Genomic DNA, 21,596 nt, shown 5'->3' with positions numbered 1-21,596 from the left:
AAAAGAAATACTATCTCTAAGTTTATATTATAAGGCCGAGTTATTAATTTAACAAGTATATAAATTAAAGTTATGAGCCTAAGATTATAAACAAGTTCCGGATCTTAATTTATAGGGATTTCTTAGTAGAAATTATTCTTAATTGTTGGCTAAATTGCCAATCTATCCTAGATAGAGGAGATGGTTAATCCTATAGATTGCCAGGAAATCCAAAGAATTTATCTAATTATATGAAGAAGGGCTACTTTTTATAAATCCATCCTCCCGTGAAATTATATATGCTATTATTTAAGAAAAAAACAAATCCTCAAGCATAAAGTAACTTTGCTTAAGGATTTGTTTTTTCTTATTCTAGCGACCTCCGCCGCCACCTCCACCGAAGCTTCCGCCTCCGCCGCCAAAGGATGTGCTTCCGCCAGCTCCTGCTGATGTAAAGCTTGTTATATTGGCTTGGGTCATAGTGGAGTAGTTTCTTGAATTTGTAATCATATAGTAGTTAAAGACTGAGTTGTTGCTATAGTTTGGATAAGTTTTCTCTAGGTTTTTAAAGACCTTACCACTTATGCCGTAAATTGCTGCATATATTAGGAAGTAGTCCCAAATATGAACTTCATTAGCATCTCTTTCTTCTATCAAGGAATAATCTTCTAGGTAATTTCTAAACTTAATTAGATTTTCATAAAGATTAATTCCTTTAGGAGTAACTTCAAGCTCGGATCCTTCTCTTTTAGTCCTAGCGAATTTCTTCTCAAATCTTATATCTTTTAAGTATTCTCCTGCCTTTAGGCCATCCCTTGACCTAGGTAAGAAGTCTTCATAGAAGTCTTCTGTGATTTCCTTATTTTTCTTGAAATATTTCCCTATATTTTTGTTTGAGACAAGACCGTCTTTGGAATATTCTTGTGACTTTTCGATTATATCAAAGAAGGCCTCCTCCATCTTACCCATATCAGTAGGTCTATTGATAATTCTTATCTTGGCATTTTTATCCTTTTCCTTTCTAGCTTTGATTTCGATATTTTTATCGTAAATCCATTTTAGGATAAAGGCATTCATGTAATTTCCTTGATTAACCTCATAAGGATAGGCCTTTTCTGCCAATAGATAGGTATCTTCTATATGGGAATCATAGGGGATATCCCTAAAGTACTGGTCTTTGAAGGTCTTGGCCTTTTTGAGTGCCTCATCATTTGTAATATTATTCTCATCAAAATGAAGCTTCTTCGCCCTAACTCCAAGAAATATTGATCCTAAGCCTAAAAGGAGAATGAGAGGGAGGATTACTTTGACATACCAAGGAGTTGGGTCGGTATTAGCCTCTCCTTCTCGCTCTTCCCATTTTGATCCCTTAACTGCCATATTGGCATAATCGTCGAAAGTTTTATCTTCTTTATAGGATGTATTGAAATAGCCTTTAGGAAATTTTAGCATGACTGTAGCATAGTCAACTTCTCCAGTAGATTTAAGGACTATATTTCCATTGGTATTATGGATATCTCCAACCAGGCCAAAGCCCCACATCTTTACATTTTGATCGAAGGGCTCAAAGCCTTTGATATTGATATTGACCCTTCCTGGCTTGTGGTCAAAGTTTTCTCCGACAAATTGGAAAAAGAGCATATCACTATCTTCGAGGCCTATTATTAGAGGATTTATCTTGTAAGATAGCTTGTAGGTGTTAATTGCGTATCGGCGGGATATACCCCAAATAAGTTCCGTCTCGTCATTCCTATCGATTCTTCCATATTTGTAGGCTTTTTCTTCAAAAGATAGGTCTGAGTCCCAGGGATTCATCTCACTAAAGTCCTTGCCTAGGGAAGAAGTTAGGGAAAAGTCCTCTATCTTTATTCCTCTCAAATTTTCTATAAGTTTGTATCTTTCGGTGTAATCTCTTTCGTCTTCAACTATTTGCCAAACTTCTTCTACACTTCCTACACCATTCTTATCGATGGTAACGTCCATATCTAGTGAATCGAAACTATCGGCAAGAGAGATTCTAGGAAGTAGAAAAAGTATAAGGGCTAGAAGATATTTGCTTAGTTTTTTAATTTTCATAAGGCTCCTATTTAAATTTTGGTATAGAAGATGATTCGCTTGTATTTTCGAAATAATCTTTAGTATTTACGGAAAAAATATTAGCAAGGATATTTGCAGGAAAAGATTTTATTTTTCTGTTAAGCTTAGTCACGGTGTCATTATAGACCATTCTCAAATGTCTAAGAGTTTCTTCGTGTTTTGTCATAGTAGCCATAGTCTCCTTGTAGAGATCACTTGTTTTAAGACTTGGATAATTTTCTGCGACTGCATAGAAGGAAGAGAGGGCTTTTTCAAATTCTCTGTTTTCGCTTTCAACTTCCTTTGCATCGGAAGTTCTGTTTATGTCTGTCCTGTTTTTTGTAATTTTCTCTAGGGCTTCTATTTCAAATTGGCTGTAGTCCTTGGTCATATCAATCAAGTTGTTTAGGCTGTCCCACCTAGCTTGAAGTCCAGTTGCTATTTGAGCCATGGAGTTTTCTACCATCTCATTAAGCCTTACAAAAGTATTGTAAGTTGTAACTGAATATATGACTATTACAAAGACTAGAATAATTAAAATTATTAATAGGGTCATATTTTCCTCCTTTAGTATTTTATACCCAGCAAACTTACCATCGAATCGTTGACAAAAAATAGGTCAAGATGTAAAATCCTCTTAAGTTAGGGGAGGGCAAATCTAGATGTCAGCCCCTTTGATTGTGTAAGGAAGGTTATCATGGAAAAAAATATTTTGAAAAGAACTTTCGATAAGGCTACAGAAAATCCTGCCTTTGTTTTGTCCATGGGATTTTTGATTTTGATAAGTCTGGGAGGACTTATCCTATCTACTCCCTATGTAACTCAAACAGGTAAGAGTACTGGACTTATCAATTCGTTTTTTGTTGCGGCAAGTGCTTCTTGTGTTACGGGGCTGACTCCGGTAAATACTGGAATATATTGGAATACTCTTGGCCAGGTTGTAATTATCATTTTGATTCAAATCGGTGGGCTGGGAATTATGACCCTGGCTTCACTAATTCCTTTAATTTTAAGGAAGAAAATTGGTATAAAGTCTAGGCAAATACTAAAAGAGCAGCTCAATGTGGAGAGTATGGAAGGCATGGTAAGGCTCTTTAGATATGTACTGGTCTTTACCCTCGTAGTAGAAGCTTTGGGAGCCCTATTTCTTTCTATAAGATTTATCCCGACCTATGGATTGGGAAAGGGGATTTGGTATTCGATTTTCCACTCTATATCAGCTTTTTGCAATGCAGGCTTTGATATAATGGGAGATTCTATCTATCCATTAAGGAAAGATCTTTTGGTAAATACCACCCTCATGCTTTTGATTATTATAGGTGGACTTGGCTTTATGGTTACAAGCGAGTTTTTCTATAGGAGAAAGTTTAAGCAAGTCTCAACTCACTCAAAGCTTGTTTTGGTTATAAATGCAGTATTGATCTTGTTTGGAGCCTTGGGCTTCTTACTTTTAGAGTCAATCCAAAAGGGTGTCCTTGTCGGAGAAGGCCTTAAGGGATCTATAATAGAGTCCTTCTTCCAATCAGTCTCAGCGAGGACAGCTGGATTTTATTCGGTTAATCTTTCAAATATTAAAGATTCGACCTCGCTTTTACTGATAGGTCTTATGTTTATAGGAGGATCTCCTGGATCTACTGCAGGAGGTATCAAGACTACGACCTTTGGAGTTTTAGTTCTTGCGACATATTCTATAATCAAAAGGCAGAAGGAACCGGTTGTGTTTAATAAGCACATAGGAGATGAGACTATCAAAAAAGCCCTATCTATCTTTATGATTTCCCTTGCCTTAGTATTGATGGTAACTTTCATTATTACTATTACAGATGACTTTGACTTGATAGATACCCTATATGAAGTTGTATCTGCCCTTGCGACGGTAGGAGCTACTAGGGGGATTACAGCAAATCTTTCAAAAATTGCTAAGATATTAATAGGTTTTTGTATGTATTTAGGTAGGATTGGTCCAATGACTATGGCCCTTGCCTTTGGTCTAAAGTCTGATGAGAAGTTGATCAGATATCCAGAATGTTTTATTAGTATAGGTTAGGAGAAATTATGGAAAAAAATGTTATAGTTTTAGGTCTCGGAAGATTTGGTTACGCTGTTGCTACCAAGCTTTTCGAGAAGGGAGTCTATGTAACAGCAGTAGATTCTAATTATAAGAAGGTAGAAAAAATCGCAAACTTTGTCTCAAGTGCTGCCCAAGGGGATATCACAGAGGAAGTCGCTATGAAGTCTTTGGGGATAAACAACTACGACGTGGCAATAATTGCAACAGGAACAGATATCGAGGCATCAATAGAGGCTACCTTGATATGTAAAGATAGCGGGGTAGACAAGGTGATAGCCAAGGCTACTAGCCAATCTCATGCGAGAATTTTAAAGAAGATAGGGGCTGATCAAATTGTTTACCCAGAACTTGATACAGGAGAAAGACTTGCAAGGTCTCTTGCAGGATCCAATCTCTTGGAGCTTGTTCAGTTTTCCAATGACTTCTCCCTAATAGAAATTAAGGCCCATGAGGATTGGATAGGTAAGTCTCTTATAGAGCTTGACTTTAGAAAGACTTACAAGATGAATGTAGTCGGCTTCGAAAGAGATGGCCAGATGCTAATGGATATAGATCCAAGTACCGATATTAGAAAAGGTGACGTCCTAATCCTAATAGGAGATAATGAAAACGCTAAAACCCTCGAGGAAAATTCCTAGGAAGGAAAACGTAAAGAACGTTAAAAGGCGTGATTATAGCTGTAAAAATAAATTTAAGAAAAAGTTTGCACAAATAGGAAAATGATGTTATAATAAAATCAGCTATTAAATAGCTAGGTTTTTCATTATTAATTCCTTATAGTTTTCCCTTAGAAAACTAGGACTAACTTATTCTTTTCTATAAAGGAGGAGGGCTCTAGGAGCCCTTTTTCTGTGTCCAAAATTCCAATTTGGGTATAATAAGAAAAAAGAAGGAGATAAAATATGTACAATCCATATTACTTTGGCTCAATGTATTTTGACAAAACCTATTTTTTAGTAATAATAGGTGTCATAATATCAATGATTGCCCAGGCTAATATACAAAAAGCCTTTAACAAATATAGTAAAATCAAATCAAAAAAGAATATAACAGGCTACCAAGCAGCGAAATATATACTCGATACAAATTCATACAATGATATTTCTATAAAAAAGATTGGAGGAAGCTTATCTGATTACTTCAATCCTGCTACAAAGGAAGTCGCCCTATCTGGGGACTCCTTTACCGATACATCTATAGCATCTATTGCTGTAGCAGCCCACGAGTGCGGTCACGTCATCCAATACAAGGAAGGCTATACTCCTTTAAGGATTAAGTCTTGGCTAGTGCCTGCGGTAAACTTCGGATCAAAGCTTGCCTTTCCAGTTATACTATTGGGGATTTTTCTATCTCAACAGAAGCTTTTAGATCTAGGACTAATACTTTTCTCACTTGCCCTAATATTTCAGTTAGTGACTCTTCCGGTAGAGTTTGACGCATCGAGGAGGGCCATAAGAGTAATAGACGAAAGCGGTATGCTTTACGGCGAGGAGCTTGATGGAGCAAAAGCCATGCTAAAAGCGGCAGCCTTTACCTATGTAGCAGCGACCCTATCCACAGCCCTACAATTGTTGAGATTATTTCTTCTTTATGGAAACAGGAATAATAGGAGAGATTAGTATACTAAGTGGCTCCCGCGAGGATGTTAATCTTTGTGCGGGAGTTTTCTTAATATTTTATTAGATTTAAGCTAAGGTAAGCTACTTGCAATCATCTTGCTAAATAGTACAATTTTACTAGGAATCATTAAGATTCTTTATTTTTAAAGAAGAAGGTCAGAGATAGTCAATCATTTGACTTAGATTAATATATAGAAAGAGTGGTGAATTATGGCAGGTCTTACTTCAGAAATCGAGAGATTTCTAAAAATGATGTTAGAAGATTCTGTTGACGGAATGCTTGAGATCGGCAGGAATGACTTGGCGACACGTTTTGATTGTGCACCTAGTCAGATAAACTATGTTCTTTCTACAAGATTTACCCCATATAATGGGTACCTTATAGAAAGCAAACGTGGTGGCAATGGATTTATTAAAATTATAACCGTTGTGGATGAAGATTCTTATATTTCTTATTTGACCAAAAATCTTAAGAAGAGTATGAGCCAAAACAATGCCGAAAGCCTTTTTAAAGACTTGTTGAGGAGAGAATACTTTACAGAAAACGAGTATTTGATGGCAAGATACGCCACAAGCGATAAGGCTCTTTCAAAAATAAGTGAAGTTAAAGATAGAAATGCCGTAAGAAGTGATATTATAAGAAATATTCTCTTAAGTCTTATGGCGAGGAGTAATCAATATGAAATGTGATAAATGCGATAATGAAGCGACTGTTACAGTCAAAACTATAATAAATGGAGAAGAGAAGAACTTCCATCTTTGTAATGATTGTCTTATGAAATTCACTGATGTCTCAGTCGATGAAAATGGCAATATCAAAGAGGGAGGAGAAAATCTCAATAGAAAAAACATAGAAAATTTGATAGAGGAGTTTTTGCCAAGCCTTGAAGAGGTCATAGATTCCTATTATGATTATAGGTTTAAAGAAAATAATTACTCTTATGGTCTCCTAAACAACCTAGGAGATGAGGCTTGCCCAACTTGTGGCAATCTTTCATCAAACATAAAGCATGGTGTATTTGCTTGTCCTGATTGTTATAAACTTAATGATAAACTTACAACGAAGACTTTAAGGACCTACAACAACCTAAGGACCTATGAGGGAAAATTTCCTAGAAAAGAGAGAAACTTTAAAGATATAGCTACAAAGATTAAAAATCTTCAAGAAAAACTTCAAGTTTCAGTTGAAATAGAAGATTATGAACAAGCTCAAAGCATAAAAGAGCAAATAGATGAATTGAATATGCAGGTGAGAAATTGATAGAATACAGCAAAGATATAATACTTTCTTCAAATTTCTCTCTTAGAAGAAATCTTGAAGGTTTTGACTTTCCAGCTAGCATGACGCTTGAAGCAAGCAAGGAAGTTATAGAAATCTTTAGGAAAATATATGGGGACAAACTAATTCTTCTGGAAGATTTAGGCGAAGATGAGCTAGAAGATTTGATAAACTCCTTTGTCCTATCAGAAGATTCGCCAAACAAACTTTCTGAAATAGGTCTTGTCATAGAAGATGACTATATACTTACGATTAACGATAGAGACCATTTGGCGATAAATATAAAAGATTTTAATCTTGATTTAAAATCTGCCTACAAGAAGGCCTATCTGATAGAAGAAAAGCTTGACGAAATCCTAGACTTTGCCTTCTCCCAAGAGTTTGGCTACCTAACTCAGGATGGGCGAAATACGGGAAATGGAGTAGAAGTTTTCGTAAAGGCCTTTCTTTTTGCTATGGTAGATGATGACAAGGCCTATTTTGGCCTAAAACAAAGTCTCCTTCACGAAAGAATCTATATTGATAAATTCCTTCCAAAATACTACAAGAGATATGCAGACGACATTTATATAATCAAAAATATTGGAAATTACTGGAAGGACATGGACGAAGCGATTGAGAAATTCGAGAAGGCTTTGGACACTCTTGTAAGAAATGAGAGAAGATTTAGAAGAGACTATCAAGTTTTAAATAGTATAAAAGATGAAGAAATAGAAGATTATATAAATATTATGGAAAATAATATAAACTTGGGCTTAGACAAGAGCCTAGAGCTTATGAGTAAAGATATATATGGTCTAAAGAAATACAATATTTTAGACTTTGATACAAACTTTACAAACGAGGAGCTCGACTATCTAATATTTAATCTTTCTAAGAATAAGTATAAGGGAAATAGGGATGAAGATAGATACCTATTTCTTAAGGAATATATTAAGGAGCGATAATGGAAAATAACAGACTAAATAGGCTTACCTCCCAGGCAAGAAGAGAGTCTTATTCCTTAAACCACGACTATATAGGAAGCGAGCACTTGCTTCTTGCTCTCATGAAGACAGGCTCTATTGCGAACAAGGCCTTGGAAAAAAGCGGGGCTAATTACGACCTTTTTAGGTCCATAGTAATAAATAACATAGGCAGGGGCAATTCTCAAAGACCTGCTACAGAATTTTCAAAGAAAGTAAGGATGATATTTGAGAAGGCTAGAGAAATCGCTATAGCGAGAAAAAGCTCTGTAGTTAACGAAGAAGATATCCTTCAAGCTTTGATAAATGATGATGATTCATTCACCAATCTCATGTTTCTCCTATCAGGCCTTGATAAGAAGGTCATAGGGAAAAACTTAGACGATATGCTAAAGGAAGTATACAAAACAAAGGGGTCATCTTCGAAATTTTCTGAAAATGTGACAAAATATACAAATGACCTAAATGAACTAGCAGAAAATGGCAAAATCGACCCTGTAATAGGAAGAGATACAGAAATAGAAAGACTTGTACAAATCCTAATGAGAAGGAGAAAAAACAATCCAATCCTAATAGGAGCTCCAGGAGTGGGTAAGACTGCCATAGCAGAAGGCCTTGCCCAAAGAATTGTGGCAGGTGATGTACCAAAGATTATAAAGGATAAGAGGATCCTAAGCCTTGACCTTGCTAGCATGATAGCAGGAAGTAAATACAGGGGAGACTTTGAAGATAGACTTAAAAAACTCTTTGAAGAAATTGGAAAAAGGGACGATGTAATCCTCTTTATAGATGAATTCCACATGGTCTTAGGAGCAGGAGCCTCTGAAGGTTCTATGGATGCAGCAAATATCCTAAAGCCAATCCTAGCCAAGGGAGAAATCCAAATCGTGGGAGCAACCACAATAGATGAGTACAGAAAGCATGTTGAAAAAGACTCTGCCCTTAGTCGTCGTATGCAGCCAATTCAAGTTGATGAGCCAAGCCTTGAAGATGCTAGAAAGATTATCCAAGGACTAAAGGATAAATATGAAGACCATCACGGGGTAGAAATCACAGATGAGGCCGTAGAAGCTGCGGTAGATTTATCTGATAGATATATATCTGACCGTTACCTTCCAGATAAGGCTATAGATTTAATCGATGAAGCAAGCTCTAAGATTAGGATAGCTGCCTTCCAAAAAGAAGACGACTCAGAACCTAGTGAAGATAAGCTAGAAAAACTTAACAAGGAAAAAGAAAAAGCCGTAAGAGACCAAGACTTCGAAAGGGCAGCAGAGCTTAGGGATAAGATAAATCAAGCGAAATTCGACCTAGAAATTGAAAAAGAAAAAGAGAAGGAAAATAAGGACAGGCTCTTTATATCCTACGATGATATAGCAAGCGTTGTGGCAAATTGGTCCAAGGTTCCAGTAGAAAAACTCACAGAAGATGAGATGGAAAAATACGCCAACTTAGACGAGGAGTTAAAACTATCAGTAATTGGTCAAAAAGATGCTATAGATTCAGTAGCTAGGTCAATCAAAAGAGCAAGGGTTGGCCTAAAAGACCCTAAAAAACCAATAGGATCCTTTATCTTTGTAGGACCAACAGGAGTTGGAAAGACCTATCTTGCCAAAACACTCGCACAAAATCTCTTTGGTTCAGAGGATAAACTTATAAGGATGGATATGAGTGAATATATGGAAAAATTCGCCGTATCAAGACTAGTAGGTTCTCCTCCAGGATATGTAGGATATGAAGAAGGTGGACAATTGACAGAAGCTGTAAGGACAAATCCTTACTCCGTAATACTTTTTGATGAGATAGAAAAGGCCCATCCAGATGTCTTCAATCTTCTCCTCCAAATACTAGATGACGGAAGACTAACAGATGGCCAAGGAAGAACGGTAGACTTTAAAAACACAATCATAATCATGACAAGTAATATTGGTGTCAGAAGCCTATCTACAAGTAAGAGCATAGGATTTGAGCTTGGTGATCAAAAAGAAGCAGAAGAAGAAAGAACATCAGAAATCATAGAAAAAGCTATCAAAGATTCCTTTGCACCAGAATTTCTAAACAGACTTGACCAAGTCATAATGTTTAAGCCATTAGGAGAAGCTGAAATAGGAGAAATCTCAGGCCTAATGCTTGAAAAAACTAGACAAAGACTAAACGAAATCGACCTAGATATAGTCTATGACCAAAAGGTTGTAAAACTTCTAGCCAAAGAAGGCTTCGATCCAGAATACGGAGCAAGACCATTAGAACGTCACATAACAAAAATGATCGACGATAGACTAGCAGAAGACATCCTAGATGGAAAACTAAAAAGAGACGAAACAATCAGAATTTCAGTTAGGAAAGATAGCTTAGTCTTTAGAAATATAAGCAAAGAGAAAAGAAGAAGAGAGAAGAAAAAAGAGCTTGAAAAAGTAACAGAATAAGATATAGCCATTCCTTTAGGGGAATGGTTTTTTATTAAGAACATTAATATTTTCATTTTCCTTTAATATGCTCTATAATAGAAATATATCATAAAGATTTTATTTGATGAATTTTTTTGGAAATATCTATTTACATCAGTCTTTTCTAGGAAAAGTATTTTGTCATTTAAAATCTAACAAAGGGAGGGAAAATGAAAAAGATTATTGGAAAGTTATTTGCTTTCTCGGCTGCTTTAGTTCTTACAGCTTGTGGGAATAAGGCAGATAAAGAAGAGGGCAGGTCAGCTAAAGATGTGGACAAGGAAGCAAATATCAAAATTTCTGTCCAATTAGAAGAAGATTGGATGAAGCATTATGAGGCTGCGGCGGAAAGAGTTAAGAAAGAATTTCCTAATGCCGAAATCGAGCTTAGAACAATAGGCGGTTTGGAGCATATAGAAATAATTGACTCTACAGATGCTAACAATGAAGACGTAGCGGACCTATTTTGTATACCAGCTGATAGACTAGCAGGTCTTGTAGGAAATGAAGTTTTAGGAGCCATAGATTCTCAAAAACTTGCTGGAGAGATTGGTGGTTGGGATGATTTCGATAGTGGCTTGGGCGGAGAGTTCAAAGTGGATGGGGAATACTTTGCCTTTCCTTACAATATCGAAACTCTAATTACCTATGTGAATACTCAAAATGCAAAGGAAAAAGGAATTGATTTAGAAAAGGATATAGAGATCAATGATGTCAAGGATGAATCAACTGTCCTATTTCCTGCCTTTGACGCTTGGTATGGAGTAGCAGCGACAAACTCATCAAATATCGAACTTTTAGGAAAAAATGAGGATGGAGCATTTTTCTCTGATATGACGAAAGAATGGGATGAGCTTGATGAATCGCAAAAAGCAACCATCAAGGGTCTATATGAATATTGGAAAAAACACAATGAGGCTCACACTCAACTCTTCGACCCGGATGCAGGCTGGGGTTATGTAGATGAAACATTTAAGCCAGGAAATGGTGGAGTAGCAAGACTTGGCGGAGCTTGGGATGCACAAGCCATATTAAAACAAGCTGGAGTTGGAAACCTTGCGATTTATCCTATGGAAAAACTTACCCTAGCTGGAAAGGCACTAGCCCACTGGCAAAGTGGTTGGGGACTTGCTATAAACGCTAGACTAGAAGAAGATGCGGAGAAGAAAGCCCTAGCTGAAGCTATGATCAAGGAGTTAATTAATCCAGAATACGCTGAAGACCTATACAAGTATTCAGGAAAAATTCTTGAAAATGTATCAGCAGAAGAATATCAAAATTCAAATCTTGATCAAATCGACAAGGATATAATTAAGGCTACTATTGACTCATACAAGAAGGCTCCATCAAGACCACTGTTTAAAGAGTGGGGAGATGTTTGGGATACCTACTCAAATGCAGTTCTTTCTTGGAACTCAGTAAATCCACAAAATGAAGAAGATGCTTACAAGGCTCTAAAAGCTTCATTTGAATCTATGATGGCAAATTTTAACTAATAGTTAAATCTTAAAAGTAAGATTGTAATAATACTCTCAAGGTCTATTTCATTATGGCCTTGGGAGTTTTTTTAAGTTAAATACATTGACAGAGCTTATGTGAAAATTCACACAAAAAATAATCTAAATTTTCCTTGGAATTCCTTTTCCTTTTTTGATTTTAAGAATTTATAAAACTTGCATATTTGTATTATTTTTAGATGATCTTTATCTTGTAAAGTCTATTTATAGCATTCTTTATTTCAATATTAAAAATTTGTTTCTTATATATTTTCTCCTAAATAATGAGATGAAATCAAGCTTTATACTCAATATTTCTATATTTATACCTGATAACTTTATAAATCTGGCATCTGAATTTACTAATAAGAGCTAAACTATTTCTATTAAAAGCTAGAAATTCAATACTCAAAAACTGTATAAAAATTAACAATAACTTAGAAAGATAATATCTGACTACTTCCATTTATTTTCAAAGTAATGTATAATGTATATACAGAATCAAATAACGTTTTCACTAAAGGTGAAAATAAGGGAGGATTTTATGAAAAATAAATTAAAGATGTTGATGGCTTTATCGCTATCAGTAGTACTTGCTGCATGTGGCGGTAAGGGAGCGGATAAAGGTGAAGAAGCTCCTAGTGATCCAGGTGATGTTTCAGGCAAGATTTCCGTTCAAGTTGAAAAAGAATGGATGGATCATTATGAGAAAGCAGCTGAGAGGGTTAAGGAAAAATATCCTAATGCAGAAATCGAACTTAAAGAAGTAGGAGCTTTCGACCACTTGGATATCCTAGATCAAACAGATGCCAACAACGAAGATGTTGCTGACCTTTTTGCAATACCAGCAGATAGACTTGTTGGACTTGTAAACAACGACATCCTTGGAGCAATCGACTCTAAGACTCTTGCTGATGAAATCGGTGGCTGGGATGACTTCGATAAGGGAATCGGTGGAAACTTCAATATAGATGGTGAATACTTTGCTTTCCCATATAATATCGAAACTCTTATTAATTACGTAAACAAGAAAAATGCTGAAGAAAAGGGAGTTGACCTATCTAAACCAATCGAGCTTAATGACGTAGCAGATGAGTCAACAGTTCTTCTTCCAATCTTTGATGCTTGGTACGGAGTTGCTGCAACAAACTCATCAAATATCGAGCTTCTAGGTAAAGATGAGGAAGGAAACTTATACTCAGACTTAACTAAAGATTGGAAAGACCTTGAGCCTGAAAAACAAGCTACAATTAAAGCTTTGTTTGAATATTGGAAGAAACACAACGATGCTGGCACACAACTATTCGACCCAGATGCAGGTTGGGGATATATAGACGATACCTTCAAAGAAGGCAAAGGCGGAGTTGCTAGAATTGGTGGTGCATGGGATGCTGCTCCAATTTCTGAACAAGCAGGTGAAGGAAACCTTGAAGTTTATCCAATTGACAACATTACTATAGCTGGAAAAGCTCTAAATCACTGGCAAGGTGGTTGGGGACTTGCTATAAATGCTAGAATCGAAGAAGATGCTAACAAGAAAGCAATAGCTAACGAAATGATTAAACAAGTTGTAAATCCTGAATTTGCAATAGATTTATACAAGTCTACAGGAAAGATTCTTGAAAATGTAAAGAACGAAGATTACCAAGCATCAGACTTACCTGATTCTGATAAGGCAATCATCGAAGCTACAATCAAATCTTACGAGACTGCTCCAGCAAGACCATTATTTAAGGAATGGGGAGACGTTTGGGATACTTACAAGAATGCAATTCTTTCTTGGAACTCAGTTAAACCAGCTAACGAAGAAGAAGCTTACAACCAACTAAAGGCTTCATTCGACTCAATGATGGCAAACTTTAGCAAATAGTTAATAGGATAAGAGAAAGGCCAAGAAAGCTAAGAGAAACCTGATTTAATTTTAATGATCAATATAGGTTTTCTTGGCCTAGGCCTTTCTTTCACTATTATGAAAAGAGAAGAATTAGAGAAAAAAAGAGAGAAATTTCTCTTAAAGATTTTAATAGTATCAGCCTTAATTATCTTAGCTTCTTCTATAGAAGCCTTGATGATGGCTAAAGATATCGAAGTTTATAGAGAAATTCTCAAAAATAATCCAGGTCTTGGTTTTGATGAATATATCAATTCTGTTGTTTTTAATTTATTTATCAGAGTCTTAAGTCCTGTAGTAATTTCCCTTTATACATTTTTTACAGTAAAAAAGTACGGAGTCAATTTCTCTTATAAGTTATTTTTTGGAGGAATGACCCTAATAGAAATCGTTCAGTTGATTTTACAATTTAGAATCGGATCTATATTTTATTATATAGTCATTATTTTAAATTTTATTTTATTATTTATTATAGGAAGGGAAGAAAGGGTGTAGGCGATGACATACGAAAGAAACCTTATAGATGATATTGGTGAGATTCGTCCTAGAAAGAACGAGTATATAATAGACTCTATTAAGGCAGAAGAAAATGGCGGAAGTAAAGTAGACGCCAAAAACCATCCTTATAATCAAAAGCTAAAAAAATACGAAGAAGAAAAGAAAAAACTTTTGGCTCAGGCTGATGAAGCTGCCAAAAAAGATCCAAATTACAAACTCGACCAGAAATACTTGAGGGACTTGTATTATAGAAAGTTTATGGCAAATTTCTGTCTGGACTTTTATGAGAAAAACAAGGACCTATCCTACGATAGCGAGCTTGATTATAAGTTATGTAAGTTAGAATATGAGCAAATACCAAAGATTATTGAACATGATTTGCTTCTTAAAAGTCAACTAGAAAGAGCTAGCAATAAGCTAGAGAAATTGACTAGCGAAGAAGTAGAAAGAGCCAAAAAGCTAATCGAAGAAGATAGAATTGTTCTTAAAGAAAAATTCGAATCGGATAATAAGAGCTTAGAGGATTCTTTTAAAGAGGGAAGAATTTCAAAGAAGGCCTTCAAGAGTGAGAAAGAACAGCTCAAACAAAAGTTCAAAGACCAAAACAAGAGGCTTGATTATAGAAATCCAGAAGTTTCTCTTAAAGAAGAAATAGAATCAATCAAATACAAGATAGACAAAGACTACAAGAAGGAGATGAAAATCCTCGAGGCAGATGAGGCTGAAGCTAGGAGGAGAACCCCAGTAGAGGTGGAAAAGACTTCTGCTTACAGATCAATACTTACCTTCCCAATCCCAGGTCTTGGCCAAATCCTAAATGGCCAATGGCAAAAGGGCTTATTATTTTTACTAGGCACTTTATTTATCTATCTAATAGCAATACCTTACGCCCTAGGTTTTGGAAACTACCAAGGTGAGGGTATAGCAGGACTTATCTCTCTTGCCCAAGGCGGAAAGAGACTTGATAGATCAATACTCTTTATGATTGAAGGTATCTTATCTATAGTTTTTGTAGCAATTGCTGCCCTAATCTACATCCTATCCTTTAAGGATGTTAGGACAACTGAGAAAAATGAAATGAAGGGTATCAGACCTAACAACTTCTTTGAGACTAAGAAGATGTTAAGGACTGATGGATTCCCATTTTTAATTACAGCACCAGCTCTAATAGTAATTGTATTTATAGTAATAGTTCCAATACTTACAGCTATAATGATTTCCTTTACTAATATGGATCCACAAAATCAAAACAAGTTCACTTGGGTTGGCCTAAACAACTACTTGACCATAGCCAAGGGTCAAGGTATTGCAGGACAAGCCTTCTGGCACATCTTCGGATGGACTGTGGTTTGGACCTTGCTTGCATCAACACTTGCAATTGTATTAGGCTTTATATTTGCTTTACTAGTAAACAATGAGAGAATTAAGGGAAAGAAGTTCTTTAGAACGGTTTATCTTTTGCCTTGGGCTATACCTGCCTTTATCACAATCATGTTCTTTTCAATAATGACAAGTCGTGGTGGGGTAATAGCAGAAGCACTAAACTCTTTGTTTAACATAAGTTTGGATATAAAAAACAACACCTTCCAGACCAGGGCTACCCTAATCTTGCTTCAAGGATGGCTAGGACATTCTTATATCTTCTTACTTACTACAGGAGTACTCCAAGCTATACCAAAAGACTTATATGAAGCGGCAAGTATTGACGGAGCAACAGGAATTCAAAGAACCTTTAAGATTACAATTCCTTTAGTTCTTTTCCAAATAGCTCCAATGCTTATTAACCAATACACCTTTAACTTTAACAACTTCTCAATCATTTACTTGTACAACCAAGGTGGACCATTCAACCCAGAAGTTTATGGTAACCTTGCGGGATCTTCAGATATTTTGATCTCCTACATCTACAAGCTAACGATGGAGAGTCAGTATCAAGCTATAGGTGCTGCGATAACAGTATTTATATCCATAATTCTAATAGTTATTTCATACTTTGGATATAAGAACTCTTCAGCTTTTAAGGAGTATTAATATGTTTAAGAAAAAGAAAAATAGTGATTTATATCTATCAGATCTTCAACCCTTATCTGCTGGCGGAAAGACCCTACTAACAATTACCTATATAATCTTGTTAATCTGGGCAGCTTTCATCTTAGTTCCATTGGCAATAATGGTTATATCATCCTTTAATGGAAACCAAGGTCAATATATATCAATGTCAGGAGACTACGTCTTCTCCCTTGATAACTTCAGATATTTGTTTAAGGAAACCCAGTTTCTAAAATGGGTACTAAACACCCTAAAGATAGCAATAGCGACAACATTGCTTACCCTAATCTTCGTATCTTTTACAGGTTATGCCTACTCAAGATTTAGATTTAAGGGAAAAAGAGCAAGTCTTATAACAATAATGTTAGTTCAGATAATTCCGGCCTTCGCAGGTATTACTGCCTACTATGCGATTCACTCCATAGTAAGTGGAATCATTCCAGTATTTTCAAGATCGGCCATGCTAGTTCTCATATATTCAGGTGGAGCAATCGCTACAAATACCTTTATCCTAAAGGGTTATCTTGATACAATCTCTCCAGAGCTTGACGAGGCTGCAAAGATTGACGGTTGTTCAAATATGCAAGTTTATAGACTAATAATAATGCCACTTGCCCGTCCGATGCTTGCAATAATTGCTCTCCAATGTTTTATTGGACCATTCTTAGATTATATGATGCCAAAAATATTACTGACAAATCCAGGAGAGTACACACTTGCGACAGGACTGTTTACACTAATATCAGATGTTAGAAATATGAATCAGCCAGCCTTTGCTGCAGGAGGATTCTTATCTGCTGTTCCTGTAATGTTATTGTTCTTAGCTTTACAAGATGAATTAGTAAGCGGGCTTTCATCAGGTGCAGTTAAGGGATAGGAGTTAAAAATGAAAGTAATTTTAGATAATATAGGAAAGAAATACGAAGGTCGTGAGAACTTCACGATTAGAAATATAAATCTAGAAATAGATGACAATGATTTTTGTGTAATATTAGGTCCGTCTGGTTGCGGTAAGTCAACTCTTCTTAGGATGATTGCAGGACTTAACTCAATTACAGAAGGAACCCTACGTTTTAACGACAAGATCATGAATACAGTCGAGCCAAAAGATAGGGACATTGCTATGGTTTTCCAATCATATGCCCTCTATCCACACATGACAGTTTATGATAATATGGCTTTTTCATTAAATATGAAAAAGGAAAGAAAAGAAGTAATCGATCAAAGGATACAAGATGTAGCAAAGATTCTCCAATTAGAAGATTATCTTTACTCAAGACCATCTGACATATCCGGAGGTCAAAGGCAAAGGGTTGCTCTAGGAAGAGCTATTGCAAGAAACCCAGAAGTCTTCCTCATGGATGAGCCATTATCTAACCTTGATGCTAAGCTTCGTGAGCACATGAGAGTAGAGATTGTAAGAATCCACAATCAATTAGATACTACAAGTATCTACGTAACTCACGACCAAACTGAGGCTATGACTATGGCTACAAAGATAGTCCTCCTAGATAAGGGAGTTATCCAACAAGTTGGAGCTCCAAATGAGTTCTATCAAAAACCAAACAACCTCTTCGTAGCAGGATTTATAGGCTCTCCTACAATGAATATAATAAAGGGAAAGATCAAAGATGGTCTTTTTGTAAATGACTCAGGAGAGATCAAGGTAAGACCTAGTGATGAAGACCTTGATAAAATCAAGACTTACGAAGGAAAAGTTATTCATCTTGGAATAAGATCTGAAAGATTTATAGCAGAAAAAAGAGACTACAACTCTGTAAGTGCTAACATAGAAGTTATAGAGTCTTTGGGTAAGGAGCAACTCCTTTATACAAAACTTAAGGATGGAACTGGACTAACCATAAGCCAACCTGGATACTTAGACTATGCTATAGGAGAAGATCACGACTTTACCCTAGACCCAGAAGCCCTACACTTCTTTGATGGTGAGACAACAGAAAGAATCAACTAGAATCAAGAAAGAGCCCTCGGACTGAGGGTTTTTTCCTTGTCTAACTTTCAAGCTTTAGGAGAAATCTTTTTACTTCTACTCCATAGGCAAAGCCTCCAAGCTTACCGTCAGACCTTTGTACCCTATGGCAGGGATAAATTATAAAGAAGGGATTTTTTCCTATTGCATTAGCTACAGCTCTTGTCGCCTTTTTTCTATTTATATTCTCTGCGACTTTCTTGTAGGTCGTTTTTTCTCCGTAGGGTATGTTTCTAAGCTCTTTTATTACTTCTTTTTGAAAGTCAGTCCCCATAATCTCTAGGAGATCATAAATTGTAAATTCCTTCCTCTCTCCCCTAAGGTATTCCTCGATTTGTCCAAATACCTTATCAGTAGCTGGTGTCCTTTCGGATAAATTATTCGCTTTTTCCACTAAACTTATAGATTCGATTTTTTTATCGTAGGAGAATTTCAAAATCCCAATCCTACTTTTGTAAAATGCGTATTTCATAAGATAATTATATGTCTTTGGGATAAAGTAGCTAGAGGCGTATAATGATAGAAAGCTAAATGAAGAAGGTTTAATATGAATTATAAAGAAAAAATACAAAAAATCGTTAATTATATAAAAAGTGGAGAAAAAGATCCAAAGGACTTTGCTATAGGCTTTGAGTCAGAACATTTTGTAGTTGATGGCACAAGCCTTGAGACTGTGTCTTATTATGGAGAAGATGGTATAGAAGAGTCAATGGAGGAGATCTCTAAAGATTCCTACGAAAAACATGAAGAAGATGGAAAGATTTTGGGCTTGAGCAAGGAAGGCTTTGATATTTCTGTAGAGCCAGCCAGCCAATTTGAAATCGCTCTTAAGTCTCGTAAAAATATTGATGACTTATACGAGGATTATAAAAAAGCTATGGGAGAGCTTGTCCCAGTTTTTGAAAAGAAAGGGCAAGTTTTAGCGAGTGTTGGCTATCATCCAAAAAGCAAGATAGAAGATATCAAAATCATCCCAAAGAAAAGATATGACTATATGTACGAATATTTTAGAATTAATGGGGGAGCCTACGCCCACAATATGATGAAGGGAACGGCAAGCCTTCAATGCGCCATAGACTACGCAAATGAAGAAGATTTCAGGAAAAAATACTTTGTGGCAAGCGCCCTTTCTCCTTTCCTCTATTCGATCTTCGATAATGCCTATATTTTCGAAGGAGAAGTTTACGATAAGAGAAATCTCCGTCAGATGATTTGGGATAATTGTGATAGGCAAAGAACTGGAGTCTATCCATTTGCCTTTGATGATGACTTCTCTTATGAAAAATATGCAGAACAAATCCTAAATACAGACATAATATTCGTCCATGAAGATGGGGAAGATCATTACAAGGGAAGGCTTAAGTTTTCAGAAGTGATGGATAAAGACTCAAGCGATGAGATGATTTTCCATGCCCTATCTATCGTATTTCCAGATGTAAGAGCTAAGAAATATATAGAAATTAGGATGCCAGATGAAGTGCCTTATCCATATAACTTTGCAGCTTTAGCCTTAATCAAGGGACTCTTCTATGATGAAGAAAATCTTGATAGACTCTATGAGATTTTTGCCGATATGGATTATAGGTCACTTACAAATCTTAGAAGTAGGACTGAAAGATACGGCCTTCATGCGACCTACAAGGATAAGGAAATCTATAAATGGGCCTTAGAATTTGTAGATATGGCAGAAAGATCTCTAGAGGATGAGGCTCATTATCTAAATCCTTTAAGGGAAATCCTTGAAGAAGAAAAGAGCCCTAGAGATATCTATGAAAGCCTATACAAGAAAGATCCGACAGAAGCCATAAGATTCTTTTCTGCCAATGAATCTCTAAGGAAGATGTAATGGCGAAAGCAAAAAAAGCCTATGAATGTGCATCCTGCGGCCATACCCAAGGAGTTTGGGCTGGTCAATGCCCAGAATGCGGTAAGTGGGGGAGCATGCATGAGGTTATTGTTGATAAAAAAGCTACTAAGCAAAACATAGTAGTAGAAGATAAAAATGCCAAAAAGCTTAAGTCGATCGCTATAGATGAGTCTGAAAGGATAAAATCAACCTATAGCGAGTTTGATAGGGCTGTGGGAGGAGGGCTTGTGAGAGATTCAGTTTCGATTCTTACAGCAAGACCAGGCGCAGGAAAATCCACCCTCCTCCTTCAACTTTCAAAGTCCTACGCAGATAAGGGCCTTAAGGTAATATATATTTCAGGAGAAGAGAGCGAGAGCCAAATCAAGTCACGTGCAGACAGGATTATGTCTGACCTTTCTGAAAATATCTGGATTCTTTCGACAAACTCAATGGACCTTGCTATAAAGGAAATAAAAAATGTGGATGCCGACATAGTTTTTCTAGACTCTATCCAAACCTTTAGCCTGGCAGAACTTGATAACAAACAAGGAAGCCCAACCCAAACTATAGAGGTCGCCAACAAGGCGGTTGACATTGCAAAAGATAGCGAAAGAAAAAGGGCTGTTATAATGATAGGCCATATGACCAAAAAAGGCGAGATGGCAGGTCTTAGGACATTGGAGCACTTGGTAGATACGGTCTTAGTCCTTGATGGAGAAAGCGAGGAAGACCTAAGGATTTTAACTTCGACTAAAAACAGGTTCGGTAGAACTGGAGAAATCGGCCTATTTTCTATGGATGAAGACGGTCTAAATGAAATCACAAATCCTAGTGAGTATTTTATCACAGAAAGAAGCGAAGATATAGAAGGATCAGCTATTTCTGTAACAAAAGAAGGCTCTAGGCTACTAGAAGTTGAGATAGAATCTCTAGTATCAAAATCCTTCATGCCCTACCCACAAAGGATAGGAGATTCCCTAAGAAGAGATGACCTAAACACCTTAATCTCAATTCTTCAAGAAAGAGCAGGCCTAAATCTTTATGACTACAATGTAATTATAAAGACAACTGGAGGCATCAAGCTAAGCGAGCCTTCAGTAAATCTAGCTATAATGGTATCCATTGCTTCATCCTTGATGAAGGTACCAGTTTCTGACAAGAGCGTCTTCATAGCAGAAGTAGGACTTACAGGAGAGCTTAAGAAGGTTCCTCAAATCAAACAAAGGCTAAAAGAAATTGAAAGATTAGGCTATAAGGAAGCCTTCGTAGCCAAAAACTCAATCGATAGCAAAGACTTCAAGGACTTAAAGATTTATCAATTAGCAAATATCAAACAAGTCATTGACCAAGTTCTAGTAAAAGCTTAACCCTTTAGCTAATTAAGATA

Annotated in this window: 18 protein-coding genes; 15 read left to right on the top strand and 3 right to left on the bottom strand. The window is 36.3% G+C overall.

All coding sequences use genetic code 11. From position 1 onward, the window contains the following. Positions 1-351 precede the first annotated feature (351 nt). Together C7D97_RS06840 and C7D97_RS06835 are read right to left on the bottom strand one after the other, a co-directional pair. Positions 352-2,055, bottom strand: coding sequence for a DUF2207 family protein (locus C7D97_RS06840; RefSeq protein WP_105301328.1), 1,704 nt, complete (start codon positions 2,053-2,055; stop codon positions 352-354). Positions 2,056-2,062: 7 nt separating this feature from the next. After that, positions 2,063-2,611, bottom strand: coding sequence for a LemA family protein (locus C7D97_RS06835; protein ID WP_105301327.1), 549 nt, complete (start codon positions 2,609-2,611; stop codon positions 2,063-2,065). 141 nt (positions 2,612-2,752) lie between these two features. Here C7D97_RS06835 and C7D97_RS06830 point away from each other — a divergent pair, with 141 nt between their 5' ends. From C7D97_RS06830 to C7D97_RS06770, 13 genes are all read left to right on the top strand, one after another. After that, a complete protein-coding gene (locus C7D97_RS06830; protein WP_105301326.1) occupies positions 2,753-4,102 on the top strand; it encodes a TrkH family potassium uptake protein in 1,350 nt (449 codons plus the stop codon). Positions 4,103-4,110: 8 nt separating this feature from the next. Beyond that, positions 4,111-4,764, top strand: coding sequence for a potassium channel family protein (locus C7D97_RS06825; RefSeq protein ID WP_105301325.1), 654 nt, complete (start codon positions 4,111-4,113; stop codon positions 4,762-4,764). Positions 4,765-5,028: 264 nt separating this feature from the next. Next, positions 5,029-5,745, top strand: a complete 717-nt coding sequence (locus tag C7D97_RS06820; RefSeq protein ID WP_105301324.1) for a zinc metallopeptidase — start codon at positions 5,029-5,031, stop codon at positions 5,743-5,745. A gap of 210 nt (positions 5,746-5,955) precedes the next feature. Further along, positions 5,956-6,435, top strand: coding sequence for a CtsR family transcriptional regulator (locus C7D97_RS06815; protein WP_105301323.1), 480 nt, complete (start codon positions 5,956-5,958; stop codon positions 6,433-6,435). Then, positions 6,425-7,006 (top strand): transcriptional regulator, encoded by a 582-nt coding sequence (locus C7D97_RS06810; protein ID WP_105301322.1) that lies wholly within the window; start codon positions 6,425-6,427, stop codon positions 7,004-7,006. Before C7D97_RS06815 ends, C7D97_RS06810 begins: the two co-directional genes overlap by 11 nt. After that, positions 7,003-7,971 (top strand): ATP--guanido phosphotransferase, encoded by a 969-nt coding sequence (locus C7D97_RS06805; RefSeq protein ID WP_105301321.1) that lies wholly within the window; start codon positions 7,003-7,005, stop codon positions 7,969-7,971. Before C7D97_RS06810 ends, C7D97_RS06805 begins: the two co-directional genes overlap by 4 nt. Then, positions 7,971-10,415, top strand: a complete 2,445-nt coding sequence (locus C7D97_RS06800) for an ATP-dependent Clp protease ATP-binding subunit (RefSeq protein ID WP_105301320.1) — start codon at positions 7,971-7,973, stop codon at positions 10,413-10,415. The genes C7D97_RS06805 and C7D97_RS06800 overlap by 1 nt, the downstream gene beginning before the upstream one ends. A 191-nt stretch (positions 10,416-10,606) precedes the next feature. Further along, positions 10,607-11,932 carry a sugar ABC transporter substrate-binding protein gene (locus C7D97_RS06795; protein ID WP_105301319.1) on the top strand — a complete coding sequence of 442 codons (1,326 nt, stop codon included), beginning with the start codon at positions 10,607-10,609 and terminating at the stop codon, positions 11,930-11,932. A 544-nt stretch (positions 11,933-12,476) separates the two neighbouring features. Then, positions 12,477-13,802, top strand: a complete 1,326-nt coding sequence (locus C7D97_RS06790; protein ID WP_105301318.1) for a sugar ABC transporter substrate-binding protein — start codon at positions 12,477-12,479, stop codon at positions 13,800-13,802. 99 nt (positions 13,803-13,901) lie between these two features. Next, a complete protein-coding gene (locus C7D97_RS06785) occupies positions 13,902-14,318 on the top strand; it encodes a hypothetical protein (protein WP_105301866.1) in 417 nt (138 codons plus the stop codon). Positions 14,319-14,321: 3 nt separating this feature from the next. Continuing rightward, positions 14,322-16,352, top strand: coding sequence for a carbohydrate ABC transporter permease (locus C7D97_RS06780; RefSeq protein ID WP_105301317.1), 2,031 nt, complete (start codon positions 14,322-14,324; stop codon positions 16,350-16,352). 1 nt (position 16,353) lies between these two features. Beyond that, positions 16,354-17,247: a sugar ABC transporter permease gene (locus C7D97_RS06775; RefSeq protein ID WP_105301316.1), complete on the top strand. Its 894-nt coding sequence runs from the start codon at positions 16,354-16,356 to the stop codon at positions 17,245-17,247. 9 nt (positions 17,248-17,256) lie between these two features. Then, complete coding sequence (locus C7D97_RS06770) at positions 17,257-18,342, top strand: ABC transporter ATP-binding protein (RefSeq protein ID WP_105301315.1); 1,086 nt, start codon at positions 17,257-17,259, stop codon at positions 18,340-18,342. Positions 18,343-18,382: 40 nt separating this feature from the next. Here the strand turns inward: C7D97_RS06770 and C7D97_RS06765 are convergent, their stop codons facing one another. After that, on the bottom strand, positions 18,383-18,832 hold the full coding sequence (locus C7D97_RS06765) for a methylated-DNA--[protein]-cysteine S-methyltransferase (protein WP_105301865.1): 450 nt from the start codon (positions 18,830-18,832) through the stop codon (positions 18,383-18,385). A gap of 75 nt (positions 18,833-18,907) precedes the next feature. Here C7D97_RS06765 and C7D97_RS06760 point away from each other — a divergent pair, with 75 nt between their 5' ends. Both C7D97_RS06760 and radA read left to right on the top strand, forming a co-directional pair. Then, entirely contained in the window at positions 18,908-20,206 is a 1,299-nt protein-coding gene (locus C7D97_RS06760; RefSeq protein ID WP_105301314.1) for a glutamate--cysteine ligase, read from the top strand. Further along, positions 20,206-21,576 (top strand): DNA repair protein RadA, encoded by a 1,371-nt coding sequence (gene radA, locus C7D97_RS06755; protein WP_105301313.1) that lies wholly within the window; start codon positions 20,206-20,208, stop codon positions 21,574-21,576. Before C7D97_RS06760 ends, radA begins: the two co-directional genes overlap by 1 nt. Positions 21,577-21,596 lie beyond the last annotated feature (20 nt).

This window comes from Anaerococcus marasmi (assembly GCF_900290195.1).
GTDB classification, from domain to species: domain Bacteria; phylum Bacillota; class Clostridia; order Tissierellales; family Peptoniphilaceae; genus Anaerococcus; species Anaerococcus marasmi.
This window is presented reverse-complemented; position numbering and strand designations above follow the sequence as displayed.